The organism is Rathayibacter sp. AY1E6 (genome assembly GCF_002931115.1).
Taxonomy (GTDB): domain Bacteria; phylum Actinomycetota; class Actinomycetes; order Actinomycetales; family Microbacteriaceae; genus Rathayibacter.
This window is the reverse complement of sequence record NZ_PSVK01000003.1, coordinates 19,595-34,921: the sequence shown is the minus strand read 5'-3', so window position 1 is coordinate 34,921 and position 15,327 is coordinate 19,595. Positions and strand designations below refer to the sequence as shown.

Below are 15,327 nucleotides of genomic sequence, written 5' to 3'. Positions count from 1 at the left end.
GCTCAGCCCTCGATCCGCAGCAGCCCCGCCGTGCGCTCGCGCAGCACGCCGAGCAGCAGCGGGTAGTCGGGGAAGAGCTGGTCGCGCCGCAGCGTCGGCACCCGCAGCCCGAGGGGGACCTCCGTGATGCGGCCGTTCGTCTCGGTGAGGGTCAGGCGGAGGCTATGGCTCCCCGTCGGGCTCGAGGCGACGACCGAGCGCAGGGCCTCGAGCGGGAAGATCAGCCCGTCGATCTGGATGGCCGACTCCGACACCACGATCGAGCCCGGCAGCCCGGGCCGCAGCGCCAGCCGCGCCGCGACCAGCCCGAGCGGGAGGGAGAGCGCCACGACGACCGCCCCCAGCGCGATCTGCGCGCGGTCGCCCGACGGGGATCCCGCGAGGGCGACGGCCAGGACGCCGGCGGCGAACGCCTCCGTGGCGACGACGACCAGGGCGACCGCCCGGCGCTGGAGCGGAGCGCGGTGCGGTCGGAAGCGGACGGCCGAGGCGGGCCCGGCCAGAGCGGGCGGCAGGGCGTGGCGGACGCGGGCGGCGGCGCCGAGGTCGGCGAGCAGGGCGGCGAGGTCCTCCGGGCGGAAGTGGCCGCAGCGCACCTCGACTCCGTCGCCGCGGCACCAGGCGACGAAGCCGTCGCCGTCGGCGGACTCGAGGAAGCGGACCGACCGGCGGGGCCACTGCTCGCGGCGGCGGCGGCCGCGCATCAGCACGACCTGCGTCTCGGTCGTCATCACGCGGGTGGGGGAGACGACGAAGAGCGAGACCGCCGAGGCCAGTCCGATGACGACGGTGAGGGCGAGGAGGCCGAGCGCGAGCACCGACTCGTCGAGGACGCCGCGGCGGTCCGCGAGGACGGCGAACGGGATGAGCACGGCCGCGAGGCCGGCGCCGAGGAGCCGCAGGAGGAGGGCGCGGAGGCGCCGCAGGACCGATGGGCCGTACACCCGTCGCGTCCGGATCGCCATCGGTTCCGACTCCATCGCGTCAGGCTAGCCCCGGCCGGGGCCGGTCGCCGGGAGAGGCGCGGCGGTGGCGCGATCCTCGCGCCACCCGTCCCCGGTTCGGGGGAGGAGTGGCGCGAGGCGCGGCCTACGCCTCCGCGGTGCGGTGCAGGGCGCGGACCGAGACGACCCGGCGACGGGCGATCGCGGCGACGGTGAGCAGCAGGCCGAACAGCAGCCAGATCACCAGGCCGACGACGGCGCCGGCCGTGCCGTCGGTGCCCTCGACCACTCCGGACAGCGCGTTCTGCGCCGCCGAGAGCGGCAGGAACCCGAGCACGTCGTCGAACAGCCCGGGGACCGTCGAGATGATGCCCGCGCCGAGCGCGATCACCGCCGCGACCATCGCGAGGAAGCGGCCGATCCCTCCGAGCAGGGCGACCAGCCCCTGGTTCACCGCGGCGAACGAGGCGCCGGTGAGCATCGCCAGGAGGGCGAAGCCGACCCAGCGGCCCGGCTCCAGGCCCGCGACCCCGCTCATCACGATCGCGACCGCGAGTCCCTGCACCACGCCGATCACGAGCGCCGGCACGTAGGAGGAGAGGGCGAGCGCCGCGGAGGAGCGGGTCGAGGAGAGTGCACGGTGCGAGAACGCCGCGAGCACCAGGAACGTCGCGAGGGCGCCCAGCCAGAGGGCGATCGTCGCGAAGAACGGGACGCTGGAGGCTCCGAACAGGTCGGTCGCGCTGCTCGCGTTCTCGACCGGGTCCGAGACGACGTCGGCGAGGTTCGTCGACTCCGACTCGGTGTAGGTCGGGAGCTGCGCGACGGCGGCGTCGAGGCCGGTCGCGAGCGTGCGGGTGCCGTCGGCGAGCTGCACGGCGCCGTCCGAGACCCCGCTCGCTCCGTCGGCGAGCTGGTCGGCTCCGTCGGCGGCGGAGGAGGCTCCCGTGGCGAGGTCGGCGGCACCGCCCGCGGCGGTGGTCGCGCCGGTCGCGAGGTCGCGGGCGCCGGCCGCGGCGGCGGTGGCGCCGGTCGCGAGCTGCGCCGACCCGGCCGCCGTGGTGTCGAGGCCGTCGGCGAGCTGGGACGCTCCGCCCGCGGCGTCGTCCGCGCCGTCGGCGAGCTGCGTCAGGCCGCCGGACAGCTGTCCGATGCCTCCCGAGAGAGTGCGGGCGCCGGTGGCGGACTGCCCGACCGCGTCGATCAGCGAGGGCTGCCCGTCGCCGCCGAGGCGGATGCCCGCGTCGATCCCGGCGACGGCTCCCGCGGTCGTCGTGGCGAGGGTGGTCGCGCCGGTGGGTCCGTCGGCCGAGGCGATGACGGCGCGCGCGGCGAGGCACTGCGTCGTCTCGCAGCCCTCGAGGGCGGCGCTGAGCGCCCCGAAGGTCCCCGCAGTGGCGGCGGCGGCGCCGGCGCTGAGGGCGGCGACCTGCTGGGTCCCGTCGCCGGTCCTCACCACTCCCTCCCTCAGCTGGTCGAGCCCGTCGGCCAGGTCGGAGGCGCCGCCCTGCAGCGCGGTCGCTCCGGTCGCCGAGTCGCGGGCGCCCGTCGCGAGCTGTCCCACTCCGCCGGAGAGGCCGCGCGCACCGGTGGCCAGCTGCGCGACTCCGCCGGAGAGGTCGGAGGCTCCGGTGCCCAGCTGTCCCACGCCGTCGGCGAGGGACGAGGCTCCGGTGCCGATCTGCCCGACGCCGTCCGAGAGCGAGGAGGCGCCGGTGGCGAGCTCGTCGATCCCGTCGGCGAGGCTGCTGGTGCCGTCGGCGAGGGTGGAGGCGCCGGTGCCGAGCTGGTCGGCGCCGTCGGCGAGCGTGCCCGCGCCCTCGGCCGCCTGGCCGATCTGCTCGTTGAGGGTGTTGAAGCCGACGTAGACGTTCTCGAGGTAGGCCGTGGTCAGCTGCGTGTTGAGCAGCGAGGTGGCGGTGCTGGTCACCGTGGCCGAGATGGCGTCGTCGACGAGTTTGGCCTTCTCGCTGGTGGCGATGTCGATGGTCGCCTTCGTCGCCTCCGCGGCGTCGCCCGAGTACGAGGTGGCGGCGGCGGAGAAGGAGGAGGGGATCGTCACGACGGTCGCGTAGCTGCCGTCGGCGAGGCCCTTCGCGGCGTCGTCCTTGTCCGTGAGGACCCAGGTGAAGTTGCCCGTCGAGTCCGAGCCGGAGACGTTGGGCACCGGGGTCGTGCTCGCGGACGGCGTCGCGCTCGCCGAGGGGGTGGAGGAGGGGGCGTCCGAGCTCGAGGAGTCGGTGCCGCCCGTCACCAGGCCGGCCGCGAGCTGGCGCCCGAGCGGCACGGTCTGCCCGTTGATCTCGACCGGGGTGTCCTCGTTGACCACGGCGGCCGTGATCGTGTCGAGTCGCTCGGTCGGGTTCCACAGCGCCCACACCAGGAGGCCGCCGATGACGAGGGGGACCAGGACGATCCCGAGAAGGGTCAGCCAGGACACCTTCTTGACGCCGCGGGGGCGTTCGAGGGAGAGGAGAGCCATCTGTCAGAGGACCTTTGCGATCGCGCGGCGCTCGGCCGCGGGCGAGACCGCGAGCACGCCGCGGTCGGAGGGGAGGAGGTCGTCGAGCGCCTCGGCGTCGACGGAGGAGGCGACCACGGTGAACGCGTCGTCGGCGGCGCGGGCGGCGTCGAGCTCGGCCCGGATCGCGCCGCGCAGCTGCGGGTCGGTGACCGTGTCGAGGTCGTCGAGCACCAGGATCGGCGGGGCCGACTCCAGGGCCGACCGGACGTCGGCGACGGGGTCGGCGGCTCCGGCGAGGCGCACCAGCCCGACCCGGCCGCGCACGGCGGCGGAGCGGATCGGCACGACCAGGCCCGCGACCTTCAGGCGCCCGGAGTCGGGGGCGAGCCGGCCGGCGATGCTCAGCAGCAGCGCGGTGCGGCCGGAGCGGTGCGGCCCGTGGACCACGAGGGAGGAGCCGGGCGCGACCCGCAGCGAGACGCCGCTGTAGACGGGACCGTCGGGTCCGTCGAGGCGGAGGTCCTCGGCCGCTATCACGTCCGTGGATCCGGGCTCCGGCCAGTCGGCCAGCGCGAGCTCCTTCGTGAGGCCCTCGCCCTCGACGTCGAAGGACGGCAGGACGCGGTCGAGCCAGCGCGGCATGTGCCAGGCGCGGTCGCCGAGCAGGTGCAGCACGGCGGGCACCAGCGTCATCCGCACGATGAACGCGTCGACGAAGACGCCCACGGCGAGCCCGAGCGCGATCGGCTTGATGTTGGTGTCCCCCTCCGGCACGAAGGCGGCGAAGACCGAGAACATGATGACCGCGGCGGCCGTGACCACCTTGGCCGAGCCGACGAAGCCCGACTCGACAGCGGCGCGCGCCGGCCTCCCGTGCACGTAGTCCTCGCGCATCCGCGAGACCAGGAACACCTCGTAGTCCATCGCGAGGCCGAAGAGCACGCCCATCAGGATGATCGGCATGAAGCTGATGATCGGGCCCGTCTTGTCGACGTGCAGAGCGTCCGAGAACCATCCCCATTCGAACACCGCCGCCACGGCGCCGAAGGACGCACCGACCGACAGCAGGTAGCCCAGCGTCGCCTTGATCGGCACCCAGAGCGAGCGGAACACCATCGTCAGCAGCACCAGCGACAGGCCCACGACGAGCAGGCCGAACGGCAGCAGGGCCTTGGCGAGAGTGTCCGAGATGTCGATCCCGACCGCGGTCTGGCCGGTCACTGCGAGGTCGACGCCGTACTCCTGCTGGAAGTAGTCGTGCTTGTCGCGGATCTCGGCGACCAGCGCCTTGGTGGCCTCGGAGTCGGGGCCGCCCTCGGGAATGACCTGGATGATGCCGGTGTCGGCGGTCTCGTTGGGCGTCGCGAGCGGCACCGAGGCGACTCCGTCGAGCTTCTCGATCTCGCCCTTGAGGTCGTCCATCAGGCCGAGCGGATCGGTCGAGCCGATGATCGTGCCGGTGACGATGAGCGGGCCGTTGTAGCCGGCGCCGAAGTTCTCGGCGAGCAGGTCGTAGGTGGTGCGCGCGGGAGTGCCCTCGGCCTGGTAGCCGGCGTCCGGCAGGGCGAGGCGGAGGCTGAGCGCCGGGATGCTCGCGACGCCGAGCACGCCGATCACCGCGATGATCGTCACGATCGGGAAGCGCGTGACGACCCGGACCCAGCCGCGGAAGAACCCGCGCGGGACCTCGGCGTGCACGTGGCCGCCGGGGGAGGCGGTCGCCGCCTCCTCGTGCGCCTCGGTGTCGACGTGGGTGCCCGCGGCGGCGGCGGCCTTCGCGGCCTTCTTCTTCGCGCGGCGCTCCTTCGGGCGCAGCCGCGCGCCGGCGAAGCCGAGGAGGGCGGGGGTCAGGGTGAGCGCGATGACCACGGCGATCGCGACTCCGCCCGCCGCTGCGACGCCCATCGTGGTGAGGAACGGGATGGCCGCGACCGAGAGGCCGACGAGCGCGATGATCACGGTCAGGCCCGCGAAGACGACGGCGGAGCCCGCGGTCGCGGTCGCCCGCGCGGTCGACTCCTCCGGGTCCATGCCCTGCTTCAGCTGGTCCTGGTGGCGGCTGATGATGAAGAGGGCGTAGTCGATGCCGACCGCCAGACCCAGCATCAGCGCCAGGAGCGGCGTGGTCGAGGAGATCGAGGCGAAGCGGGTGGCGATGAAGATGGCCGACATCGAGAGGGCGACGCCGAGCAGTGCGGTGATCAGCGGCATGCCGGCGGCCAGGAACGAGCCGAAGGTGAGCACGAGGACGACGAGGGCGACCACGAGGCCGATCGCCTCCGTGATGGTCACGCCGGGGAGGTTCTGGGCGAAGAGGTCGCCGCCGAGCGAGACCACGGAGCCGGCGGGCAGCGCGTCCTGGAGGGTCGTCGCCTCGGCCTTCAGCGCGTCGCGGCTCTCGGGGCTCGTGGTGGTGGCGGAGCCGTCCATCTGGGCGGTGATGACGAGGGCGTTCCCGGCGTCGGAGATCGTGCCGGAGACGCTGTCGGAGTAGGGGTCCGTGACGGCCGCGACCTCGTCGACGTCGCCGAGCGCGGCGACCGCGTCGCTGACGGGGCCCTTCACGTCGGCGTCCCGGACGCTGCCTCCGTCGGGCGCGACGACCACGTACCGCGCGGACGTGCCGCTGACCTGGGGGAAGGTGCGCTCGAGCTGGTCGAGGGCGGTCTGCGACTGCGTGCCCGGGATGGAGAACGTGTTGTCGGTGCCCTGGTTGAGCAGCAGCGCTCCTCCTCCGCCCGCCACCACGATCAGCAGCCACAGGACGGCGACGAGGCGGTGGGCGCGGTACACGCGACGACCGAGACGGTAGAGCAGCGACGACACGCGGTCTCCTGACGATGGGTGGGGAGGGTGGCGATACGTCTCTGTACCAGGGCGGAGCCGGGCTCCGATACACGAGCGTATCCGATACAGGACCGTATTCGATACGTGAATGTATCGGATAAGGTGAACGGCGTCGAAGGTGTTGACAGGGCGGGCAGGAGGCTGGTGATGACGGCGATCGACTCCACCCCTCCCGAGACCTCCCGCCGCGGCCGCACCCGCGAGCGCCTGCTCGACGCGGCCTACGACGTCTTCGCCGAGACCGGCGTGCACAGCGCGTCCGTCGAGCAGATCTGCGAGCGCGCCGGGTTCTCGCGCGGCGCCTTCTACTCCAACTTCTCCACCAAGGAGGAGCTGTTCTTCGCGCTCATGGAGCGGGAGAACGGCGCCCGGGTGACCGCCCTCGTCGAGCAGATGGACCGTACGATCCCGCGCGTCGTCTCGGCCGACGAGCCGCTGACGGCCGAGACGCTGGCCGTGGTCATCCTCGACTTCCTTCAGGGTCCTGCCACCGACAACCGCCGCTGGTGCGTGGTCGAGTCGGAGTTCGAGCTGCTCGCGCTGCGCGACCCGCGGATCGCTCCGCAGTACCGCGACTTCCGCGCCGGCTTCGACGCCTCGCTCGTGCAGATCGTGCACGGGGCGCTGCGCCAGGTGCGCCGCGAGTTCTCCCTCGAGCCCACGACCGCCGTGCGCCTGCTGGTGGCGGGCTACGACGACGCGGTCAAGCAGTCGATCCTCGAGGACGAGTCGGAGCCCGAGTCGCTCGAGCGCCTGCGGGCGACGCTGACGGCGATCGTCCTCGCGATCTCGTCCGCCGACGCCTGAGCCGGGCCGGCTCTCGCGACGGCCGCCGCCGTACCCGACGGCCGGCTCCGCACAGGCAGGCCGAGCGGCCGCTGGAGAGTGTCTGGTCCGGTCCCCGCTCCTCCGCCCGCGCGACGAGGATGGACCCATGGAACTGCGTCAGCTCGAACACTTCCTCGCCGTCGCGAAGGAGCAGCACTTCACCCGCGCCGCAAGCGCCCTGCAGATCTCGCAGTCGGGCCTCTCGGCGTCGATCCGTGCGCTCGAGAGCGAGCTGGGCAGCCCCCTCTTCACCCGCAGCACGCGCCGGGTCGAGCTGACGCCGGCCGGCCGGGCGATGCTCGCGGAGTCGGAGCGCTCGGTCGCCAGCGCGCTCGCCGCCCGCGACGCGGTGCTCGCCGTGCAGGGGGTGCTCCGCGGGAGCCTCGCGGTCGGCACGGAGGAGTGCCTCGGCGGCGTGCACCTGCCGCGCGAGCTCGCGACCTTCCGCGAGCAGCACCCGGGAGTCGCGCTCCGGCTGATCCACGAGGGGTCCGGCACGCTGCTCGACTCCGTCGCCGCCGGCCGCCTCGACCTGGCGCTGGTCGCCGACATCGGAGCCGTGCCGGGCGGCGTGCGGACGATGCCGCTGGCGAGCGAGGGCTTCGCGGTGCTCGTACGCCCGGGTCACCCGCTCGCGAGCCGCGTCGGCTGCCGCATCCCGGACCTGGCGGGCGAGACGATCGTGGGGCTGCAGGAGCACTGGGCGGCGAGTCACCTCGCGGCGCGGGCGTTCGCGGCGCACGGCCTCGCGTTCGAGGTCGAGCTCGAGGTGAACGACGTGCACACGCTGCTCGACCTGGTCGAGTACGGCATGGGGATCGCGGTCGTGCCGGCGCACTTCGCCGAGAAGCGCCCGGCCGGGCTGCGGGCGGTGGCGCTCGCCGATCCGCTCCTGGTGTGGCGGACGATGGTGGCGGTGCCGGAGCGGCCGAGCGCCGCGGCCCGCGCGTTCGTCTCGGCTCTCCCGCAGCCGCTGCAGGACGCGGTCTGAGTCGGATCGCGCTCGCAACGGAGGAGGGATCAGCGCCGAGATCCCGCGATCCGCGTCGGACCGGTGTCTCGACCGGATCCCTCCTCCGTGATGAACGGGCTCAGTCGAGCGAGGCCCGCTCCTCGGGCGTGAGCTCCAGGTCGGCCGCCGTGGCGGAGTCGCGGATGCTCTCGGGGCGGGAGGCGCCCGGGATCGGCAGCACGACCGGGGCCTTCGCCAGCTCCCAGGCGAGGCAGACGACCTGCGGGGTCACGCCGCGGGCCTCGGCGACCGCCGCGAACGCGGAGTAGCGCGAGCCGAGCTCGCCCGCCGAGGAGATGCCGCCGAGCGGGCTCCACGGCAGGAACGCAAGTCCCAGCTCGGCGCAGAGCTCGAGCTCCGGCTCGCTGGAGCGGAACGACGGCGAGAACTGGTTCTGCACCGAGACCAGGCGCTCGCCGAGGATGCCGTGCGCCTCGCGGATCTGGTCCGGGTCGGCGTTCGAGATGCCCGCGCGGAGGACGACGCCCTCGTCGAGCAGCTCGGCCAGCGCTCCGATCGAGTCGGCGTAGGGGACCGCCGGGTCGGGCCGGTGGTACTGGTAGAGGCCGATCGCATCGACGCCGAGGCGCTTCGCGGACGCGCGAGCCGCCTCCTTGAGGTACTCGGGGCGGCCGTCCTGATCCCAGGGGCCGGGCTCGCGGCGCAGGTGGCCGCCCTTGGTGGCGACGAGCACGGCGGAGGTGTCGCCGCCGTAGCTGCGCAGCGCCTCCGCGATCAGCAGCTCGTTGTGGCCGAGGTCGTCCTGGGTGGCGAGGTGGTAGGCGTCGGCCGTGTCGATCAGGGTCACGCCGGCGTCGAGGGCGGCGTGGATCGTGGCGATCGAGCGCTCGCGGTCCGGGCGGCCCTCGATCGACATCGGCATGCCGCCGAGTCCGATCGCGCCGACCTGGAGGTCGCCGAGAGTGCGCTGCTTCATGAATGCTCCTTCGCAGTGGGGTGGGTGGTCACCAGGCGTAGTCCTCGGGGGCGGTCCGGTGGCCGGGGAAGATCTCGTCGAGGCGCGCGAGGGCCTCGGCGTCGAGGGTGATGTCGACGGCGGCGACGGCGCTCTCGAGCTGCTCGAGCGTCCGCGGCCCGGTGATCGGACCGGTGACGGCGGGCTGGTGGAGGAGCCACGCCAGCGCCAGCTCGCCGGGCGCCTCGCCGCGCTCGCGGGCGAACGCCTCCCACTGCTCCAGGGCGGGGCGGTGCTCCTCGATCGCGGCGAGGGTGCGCTCGGAGGAGCGGCGCCCGCCCTCCGCGGTCTTCTCGAGCACGCCGCCCAGCAGTCCGCCCTGCAGCGGCGACCAGGGGATGACGCCGAGCCCGTAGTGCAGCGCGGCGGGCAGGACCTCGCGCTCGACGTCGCGGACGAGCAGGTTGTAGATCGACTGCTCGGAGGCGAGGCCGGTGAAGTGGCGGGCGCGCGCCGCCTCCTGCGCCTGGGCGAGGTGCCAGCCGGCGAAGTTGCTGGAGCCGACGTAGAGGACCTTGCCCTGCTGGACGGCGACCTCCATCGCCTGCCAGATCTCGTCCCAGGGCGTCGTCCGGTCGACGTGGTGGAACTGGTAGAGGTCGATGTGGTCCGTCTGCAGGCGGCGGAGGCTCTCGTCGAGCGCGCGGCGCAGGGTGAGCGCCGAGAGGCGGCCGCCGTTGGGCCAGGAGTCGCGGCCGCGCTCGGCTCCGGGAGCGGCGAACTCGCCCATGTCGCCGAAGACCTTGGTCGCGAGGACGGTGCGCTCGCGGCGCTCGCCGCCCTGCGCGAACCAGCGGCCCACGATCTCCTCGGTGGCGCCGCGGCCGGCCTCGCCTCCGTACACGTTGGCGGTGTCGAAGAAGTTGACGCCCAGCTCGTGCGCGCGGTCCATGATCGCGAACGAGTCGTTCTCCTCGGTCTGCATGCCGAAGTTCATGGTGCCGAGGACGGTGCGGGAGACGGACAGGCCGGTGCGGCCGAGGTGCGTGTACTGCATGGTCCCAGTCGACTCCGGTTCGGGCCGCGTGTCCAACAGGTGCTCGGCATGGGTGCGATCGACGGGGGAGGTCAGTCGGGGGCGCGCCGTCCAGGGGCCACCCCGCGCCCCGCCTCGGGCCTGCGCGTCGGCCGGGTCCAGCGGCCTCGACCGGATCGCCCGCAGCCCGCTGGGCGCGGTGGCGCCCGGCCGCCCGGGTGCCGGGTTAGAGTCGCGGAATGGTCCGGACGACGCAGCGCCTCGTGATCGCCCTCTCCGCCGTGGTCCTGCTCGCCGGCTGCACGGCGGAGGCGACGAGCCCCGCCGCCCCACCCGCCGAGCCGACCGCCTCCACCGCACCGCCCGCCGCCGGAGCCGAGTCCACGCCGCGGCCGGTGCCGAGCGTCTCGACCACTCCCGCACCCGTCGAGGACGTCTCGGGCGAGTGCGTCGTCCAGGCGCTCGACGAGGGGACGCTCGACGGCGTCGACCTCGAGCGCGTGCGCGACCGCGGCACCCGCGTCGGCGCGACCGGGACGGCGAGCACCGCCTCCGACGGCGCCCCGGCCTCCTATCTGGTGGCAGCGGGCGACATCAGCGAGCGGATCGCGGGCCGGTTCTGCATCAGCTCCGACTACCTCTCCGCGCTGAACTCGGTGCGCCGCGACGGCGTCGACATCGACAGCCTCTACGGCGGCGACACCCTCAACCTCCGCCCGGCGACCGTCCTGAGCGTCGGCGACCAGAACGGCCGCGTCCTCGACAACGCCGAGCCCGACGACCTCCCCGCGCAGACCGGCTGACGCCGCCGACGCCCGCCGCCACTCCTCCCGCCTCGCAGCAGCACGCGACCACCGCGGAAGGCGCGGATCCGACGGCACGTGCGCGGCACTCAGCCCAGGACGCCGATCAGGACCGCCGACACGGCGACGGTCGCCGCGAGCCCGGTCGTCCGCGAGCGGCGGCGCGCCGGATCCTCGAACCACGGCAGCCCGCCCCAGCGCAGCACGGCGCCGGCCGCCCCGGCCGCGGTGAGAGCCACCAGCGCGGCCCAGGGGAGCAGCGTCAGCGCCGACCAGTCGACGAGCGCCCGCCCGAGCAGCAGCACGGCGACGGCCTCGACGCCGCGGGCGAGCGTCCGGACGCGGTCGCGGTCGAGGAGCCCGGCCGCCCGGCGCCGGGGGACGCTCCCCAGAGCGAAGCGGCCGACGGTGAACGCGACGACGAGCAGGACGAGGATCGAGGCGATCATCACGACTCCTCCCCGGCGCGCTCCAGCAGGCGCAGGCCGAGCTCGTCGACCGAGCTCGCCGTGTCCCCGTTGACGAACACGGCCACGCCGCGCTCCCGGTCCATCGCGAGCATCGTCGAGTAGCCGGAGGTCCCTCCGTTGTGCCAGGTGACGGATCCGCCGTCCTCCGACTCCGAGGTGAACCAGCCGAGGCCGATCCGCGCCCCGTCGGCATCGAACCGCGGATCCAGGACGCTCGCCGCGGGCACCCCCAGCGCGGGGTCGTCGGTGAGGAGGGCCTGCGCGTAGCGGGCCATGTCCGCCGCCGTGGAGCGGACGCCGCCCGCCGGCGCGTAGCCCGCCATCGTCCACGCGTCGACGGACCGCCCGCTCGCCGAGAAGCCGGTCGGCGCGTCGGCGGGGAGGGCGTCCGCGGTCTCCGGGACGGAGGTCGCGGTCATCCCGAGCGGAGCGAGGACGCGCTCGCGGAGGAGGTCGGCGTAGTCGCGGCCCTCGGCGCGGGCGAGCGTCTGGCCCAGCACCGCCGCACCGAGGTTCGAGTAGGCGTGCACGTGCTCGCCCTGGTCCGCCTCGGCGGCCTGCCGGAGGACGTCGTCGGCCGACCAGCCCGAGTAGGGGTCCGTGCCGCGCAGCTGGGCGACGAGCGTCGAGGCGAGGTCGCCGACACCGGTGGGGAGGCGCGGCAGGCCGGAGCGGTGGGTCGCCAGCTCCTCGAGCGTCCCGGTGAAGCCGCCGACGTCGGCGTGCTCCGCGGCGGGGTCCTCGAGCCCGACCGTCCCGTCGGCGGCGCTCCGGGCGAGGAGGAGCGCGGTCATCGTCTTCGTGACCGATCCGATCTCGACCTCGGTCCGCTCGTCGGCTCCGAGTCCGCCGTAGCGCACGCCGTCGGGCGTGATCACGGCGGCGACGAGGTGGTTCCGCGCCCCGTCTCCGACGTCGGTCCGGAGCCACTCGGCGATCTCGGCGTCGCCCGTCGCCTCGGTCGAGAGGGTGGGAGCGGAGGGGCGGAGCAGCACTCCGCCGAGCAGGACGACGGCCGCGGCGGAGGCGGCGGCGAGGGCGAGGCGGCGGCGGGTCATCGGGGTCCTCCGGAGGCGAGCAGGATCACGAGCAGGGGGACGAGGCGCTCCGGCGGGACGCCGTAGCGGCCGCGGCCGCGCGCCTCCAGCCAGCCGGCGGCGACCAGCTGGTTGACGTGGTGGTAGATCTGCCCGGTGGTGCCTGCGCCCTCGCTCTCGGCGAGCTGCGCGACGGTCTCGACTCCGCCGGCCACCGCCTGCAGGAACCGCAGGCGCACGGGGCTGCCCAGCGCGGCGAGCGCGGTCGGCCCGGGGCTCGCTCCCCAGTCGCGCTCGAAGAACGCGTCGGTGCTGAGGCCGTACTGCCACTCGACGGGGCCGGCCGGAGTGGCGACCGAGCCGGCGAAGACGACTCCGCCGGGAGAGGGCAGGCGCTCGCGGAGAGCGGTCAGGGCCCAGAGCGGATCGTCGGCGGCGGGCGCGGCGGGAGTGTCGGCGCGCTCGAGGCGGTCCAGCCGCGCTCGGAGCTCGTCGACCTCGCCGGCGAGGTCTCGGGAGGAGGTCATGCTCCACTATTGCAAACATTCCGTAATCACGGAACTCCGGAGCGGAGCCGGTGCCGCAGGAGTCGCGGTGGTCCAGCTCGACCACCGCGACTCCTGCGGACTCGGATCGCCCGGACGCTCAGCCGAAGTGGCGCGGCAGCACGGCGCCGTTCACCGAGCGGAGCTCGTCCAGCGGCAGCGTGAAGAGGCCCTGCACCTCGACCGCGGGGGTCGCCGCGTCGGTCACGCCGATGCGCAGCACCGGGTAGCCCCGGCCCTCGCAGAGCCCGCGGAACTTCACGTCGTCCTCGCGCGGCACCGACACGAGCACGCGGCCGGTCGACTCCGAGAACAGCGCGGCCGTCGCGTCGACGCCGTCGCGCTCCATCAGCTCGTCGAGCCAGATGCGCGCCCCGACGCCGAAGCGCAGCGCCGACTCGGCCAGCGCCACCACGAGCCCGCCGTCGGCGAGGTCGTGAGCGGAGGCGATGAGCGACTCCTTCGCGCCCGCCGAGATCAGCTCGGCCAGCGCGCGCTCGGCGCCCAGGTCGAGCTGCGGGGGCAGCCCGCCGAGGTGGTCGTGGATCGTGCCGGCCCACGCCGAGCCGTCGAGCTCGTCGCGGGTGGTGCCGAGGAGGTAGAGGTTGTCGCCCTCGTCCTGCCAGCCGGAGGGGATGCGGCGCGCGACGTCGTCGATCACGCCGAGGACGCCGACGACCGGGGTCGGGAAGATCGGCACGTCGCCGGTCTGGTTGTAGAACGAGACGTTGCCGCCGGTGACGGGGATCTCGAGCTCGAGGCAGGCGTCGGCGAGCGCGCCCACGGCCTCGCGGAACTGCCACATCACCTCGGGGTTCTCAGGGCTGCCGAAGTTGAGGCAGTCCGAGACGGCGACCGGGGTCGCTCCGGTGACGGCGACGTTGCGGAACGCCTCCGCCAGCGCCAGGCGGGCGCCCTGCGCCGGGTCGAGCTGGCACCAGCGCCCGTTCGCGTCGGTCGCGACCGCGAAGCCGAGGCCCGACTCCTCGTCGACGCGGACCATGCCGCCGTCGTCGGGGTAGCTGAGCGCGGTGTTGCCGAGCACGTAGCGGTCGTACTGCGAGGTGATCCAGCTCTTGTCGGCGAGGTTCGCCGAGCCCAGGAGCGCCAGGGTCTCGGCGCGCAGCGCGTCGCCGCCGGTCGAGCGGGGCAGTCGGGAGGAGGAGTCGGCCTGCAGCGCGTCGAGCCAGGAGGGGTACTCGATCGGGCGCTCGTAGACCGGGCCGTCGACCGCGACGGTGCGCGGGTCGACGTTGACGATCTCCTCGCCGTGCCAGTTGATGATGAGGCGGCCGGAGTCGGTGACCTCGCCGAGCACGCTGGTCTCGACGTCCCACTTGCCGACGACCTCGAGGAACGCGTCGAGCTTCTCGGGCGTGACGACGGCCATCATCCGCTCCTGCGACTCCGACATGAGGATCTCCTCCGCCGTGAGCGAGGGGTCGCGCAGCAGCACCGAGTCGAGCTCGATGAACATGCCGCCGTCGCCGTTGGAGGCCAGCTCCGAGGTGGCGCACGAGATGCCCGCGGCGCCCAGGTCCTGGATGCCCTCGACGAGGTCCTTGCGGAACAGCTCGAGGCAGCACTCGATGAGCACCTTCTCGGCGAACGGGTCGCCGACCTGCACCGCGGGGCGCTTGGTCGGTCCGCCGTCGGCGAAGGTGTCGGAGGCGAGGATCGACGCGCCGCCGATGCCGTCGCCTCCGGTGCGCGCCCCGAACAGCACGACCTTGTTGCCGACGCCGCGGGCGTTCGCGAGGTGCAGGTCCTCGTGGCGGAGGACGCCGACGGCCAGCGCGTTGACGAGCGGGTTGCCCTGGTAGACCGAGTCGAAGTAGGTCTCGCCGCCGATGTTCGGCAGGCCGAGGCAGTTGCCGTAGAAGGAGATGCCGGCCACGACGCCGTGCACCACGCGCGCGGTGTCGGGGTCGTCGATCGCCCCGAAGCGCAGCGCGTCCATCACCGCGACCGGCCGGGCGCCCATCGAGATGATGTCGCGGACGATGCCGCCGACCCCTGTCGCCGCACCCTGGAAGGGCTCGATGTAGCTCGGGTGGTTGTGGCTCTCGATCTTGAAGGTGACGGCCCAGCCCTCGCCGACGTCGACCACTCCGGCGTTCTCGCCCATGCCGACCATGAGGTTCTTCTTCATGGCGGGGGAGACCTTCTGCCCGAACTGGCGGAGGTACATCTTCGACGACTTGTAGGAGCAGTGCTCGCTCCACATCACCGAGTACATCGCGAGCTCGCCGCTCGTGGGGCGGCGGCCGAGGATCTCGCGGATGCTCGCGTACTCGTCGGGCTTGAGTCCGAGGGCCGCGTAGGGCTGCTCCCGCTCGGGCGTCGCCTCCGCGTTCGCAGTGGTGTCGGGAACGGCGGTGCGGCTGTCTGCCATGTGCTGGAGGCTCCAGGGGAGGGGGACGGG

General features: G+C 73.9%; 12 protein-coding genes. 3 read left to right on the top strand and 9 right to left on the bottom strand.

The annotated features are described in order from the left end of the window. Positions 1–2: 2 nt before the first annotated feature. The 3 genes from C5C46_RS03640 to C5C46_RS03630 all read right to left on the bottom strand — a co-directional run bounded on the left by C5C46_RS03640 (position 3) and on the right by C5C46_RS03630 (position 6,234). Positions 3–980 carry a hypothetical protein gene (locus tag C5C46_RS03640; RefSeq protein WP_146078928.1) on the bottom strand — a complete coding sequence of 326 codons (978 nt, stop codon included), beginning with the start codon at positions 978–980 and terminating at the stop codon, positions 3–5. A gap of 109 nt (positions 981–1,089) precedes the next feature. Beyond that, complete coding sequence (locus tag C5C46_RS03635; RefSeq protein ID WP_104225694.1) at positions 1,090–3,426, bottom strand: YhgE/Pip domain-containing protein; 2,337 nt, start codon at positions 3,424–3,426, stop codon at positions 1,090–1,092. Between the two features lie 3 nt (positions 3,427–3,429). Further along, positions 3,430–6,234 carry an MMPL family transporter gene (locus C5C46_RS03630; RefSeq protein ID WP_104225693.1) on the bottom strand — a complete coding sequence of 935 codons (2,805 nt, stop codon included), beginning with the start codon at positions 6,232–6,234 and terminating at the stop codon, positions 3,430–3,432. A gap of 168 nt (positions 6,235–6,402) precedes the next feature. Here C5C46_RS03630 and C5C46_RS03625 point away from each other — a divergent pair, with 168 nt between their 5' ends. Both C5C46_RS03625 and C5C46_RS03620 read left to right on the top strand, forming a co-directional pair. Beyond that, positions 6,403–7,062: a TetR/AcrR family transcriptional regulator gene (locus tag C5C46_RS03625; RefSeq protein WP_104225692.1), complete on the top strand. Its 660-nt coding sequence runs from the start codon at positions 6,403–6,405 to the stop codon at positions 7,060–7,062. A 127-nt stretch (positions 7,063–7,189) separates the two neighbouring features. Then, positions 7,190–8,074: a LysR family transcriptional regulator gene (locus C5C46_RS03620; RefSeq protein ID WP_104222755.1), complete on the top strand. Its 885-nt coding sequence runs from the start codon at positions 7,190–7,192 to the stop codon at positions 8,072–8,074. 100 nt (positions 8,075–8,174) lie between these two features. Here the strand turns inward: C5C46_RS03620 and C5C46_RS03615 are convergent, their stop codons facing one another. Both C5C46_RS03615 and C5C46_RS03610 read right to left on the bottom strand, forming a co-directional pair. Then, positions 8,175–9,032 carry an aldo/keto reductase gene (locus tag C5C46_RS03615; protein WP_104225691.1) on the bottom strand — a complete coding sequence of 286 codons (858 nt, stop codon included), beginning with the start codon at positions 9,030–9,032 and terminating at the stop codon, positions 8,175–8,177. A gap of 28 nt (positions 9,033–9,060) precedes the next feature. Continuing rightward, entirely contained in the window at positions 9,061–10,068 is a 1,008-nt protein-coding gene (locus C5C46_RS03610) for an aldo/keto reductase (RefSeq protein WP_104225690.1), read from the bottom strand. A 218-nt stretch (positions 10,069–10,286) separates the two neighbouring features. On the opposite strand from C5C46_RS03610, the gene C5C46_RS03605 reads away from it, so the two are divergent. After that, positions 10,287–10,850 (top strand): hypothetical protein, encoded by a 564-nt coding sequence (locus C5C46_RS03605; protein WP_104225689.1) that lies wholly within the window; start codon positions 10,287–10,289, stop codon positions 10,848–10,850. 89 nt (positions 10,851–10,939) lie between these two features. Here C5C46_RS03605 and C5C46_RS03600 read toward each other — a convergent pair whose 3' ends face one another. The 4 genes from C5C46_RS03600 to purL all read right to left on the bottom strand — a co-directional run bounded on the left by C5C46_RS03600 (position 10,940) and on the right by purL (position 15,297). Continuing rightward, the gene (locus C5C46_RS03600; RefSeq protein ID WP_104225688.1) at positions 10,940–11,299 is read right to left on the bottom strand and encodes a hypothetical protein; all 360 of its coding nucleotides are present in this window, start codon (positions 11,297–11,299) and stop codon (positions 10,940–10,942) included. Then, positions 11,299–12,378 carry a serine hydrolase gene (locus tag C5C46_RS03595; protein WP_104225687.1) on the bottom strand — a complete coding sequence of 360 codons (1,080 nt, stop codon included), beginning with the start codon at positions 12,376–12,378 and terminating at the stop codon, positions 11,299–11,301. Before C5C46_RS03595 ends, C5C46_RS03600 begins: the two co-directional genes overlap by 1 nt. Further along, entirely contained in the window at positions 12,375–12,884 is a 510-nt protein-coding gene (locus tag C5C46_RS03590) for a helix-turn-helix transcriptional regulator (RefSeq protein WP_104222749.1), read from the bottom strand. The genes C5C46_RS03595 and C5C46_RS03590 overlap by 4 nt, the downstream gene beginning before the upstream one ends. 118 nt (positions 12,885–13,002) lie before the next feature. Next, positions 13,003–15,297: a phosphoribosylformylglycinamidine synthase subunit PurL gene (gene purL / locus C5C46_RS03585; protein WP_104222748.1), complete on the bottom strand. Its 2,295-nt coding sequence runs from the start codon at positions 15,295–15,297 to the stop codon at positions 13,003–13,005. Between the last annotated feature and the right edge of the window lie 30 nt (positions 15,298–15,327).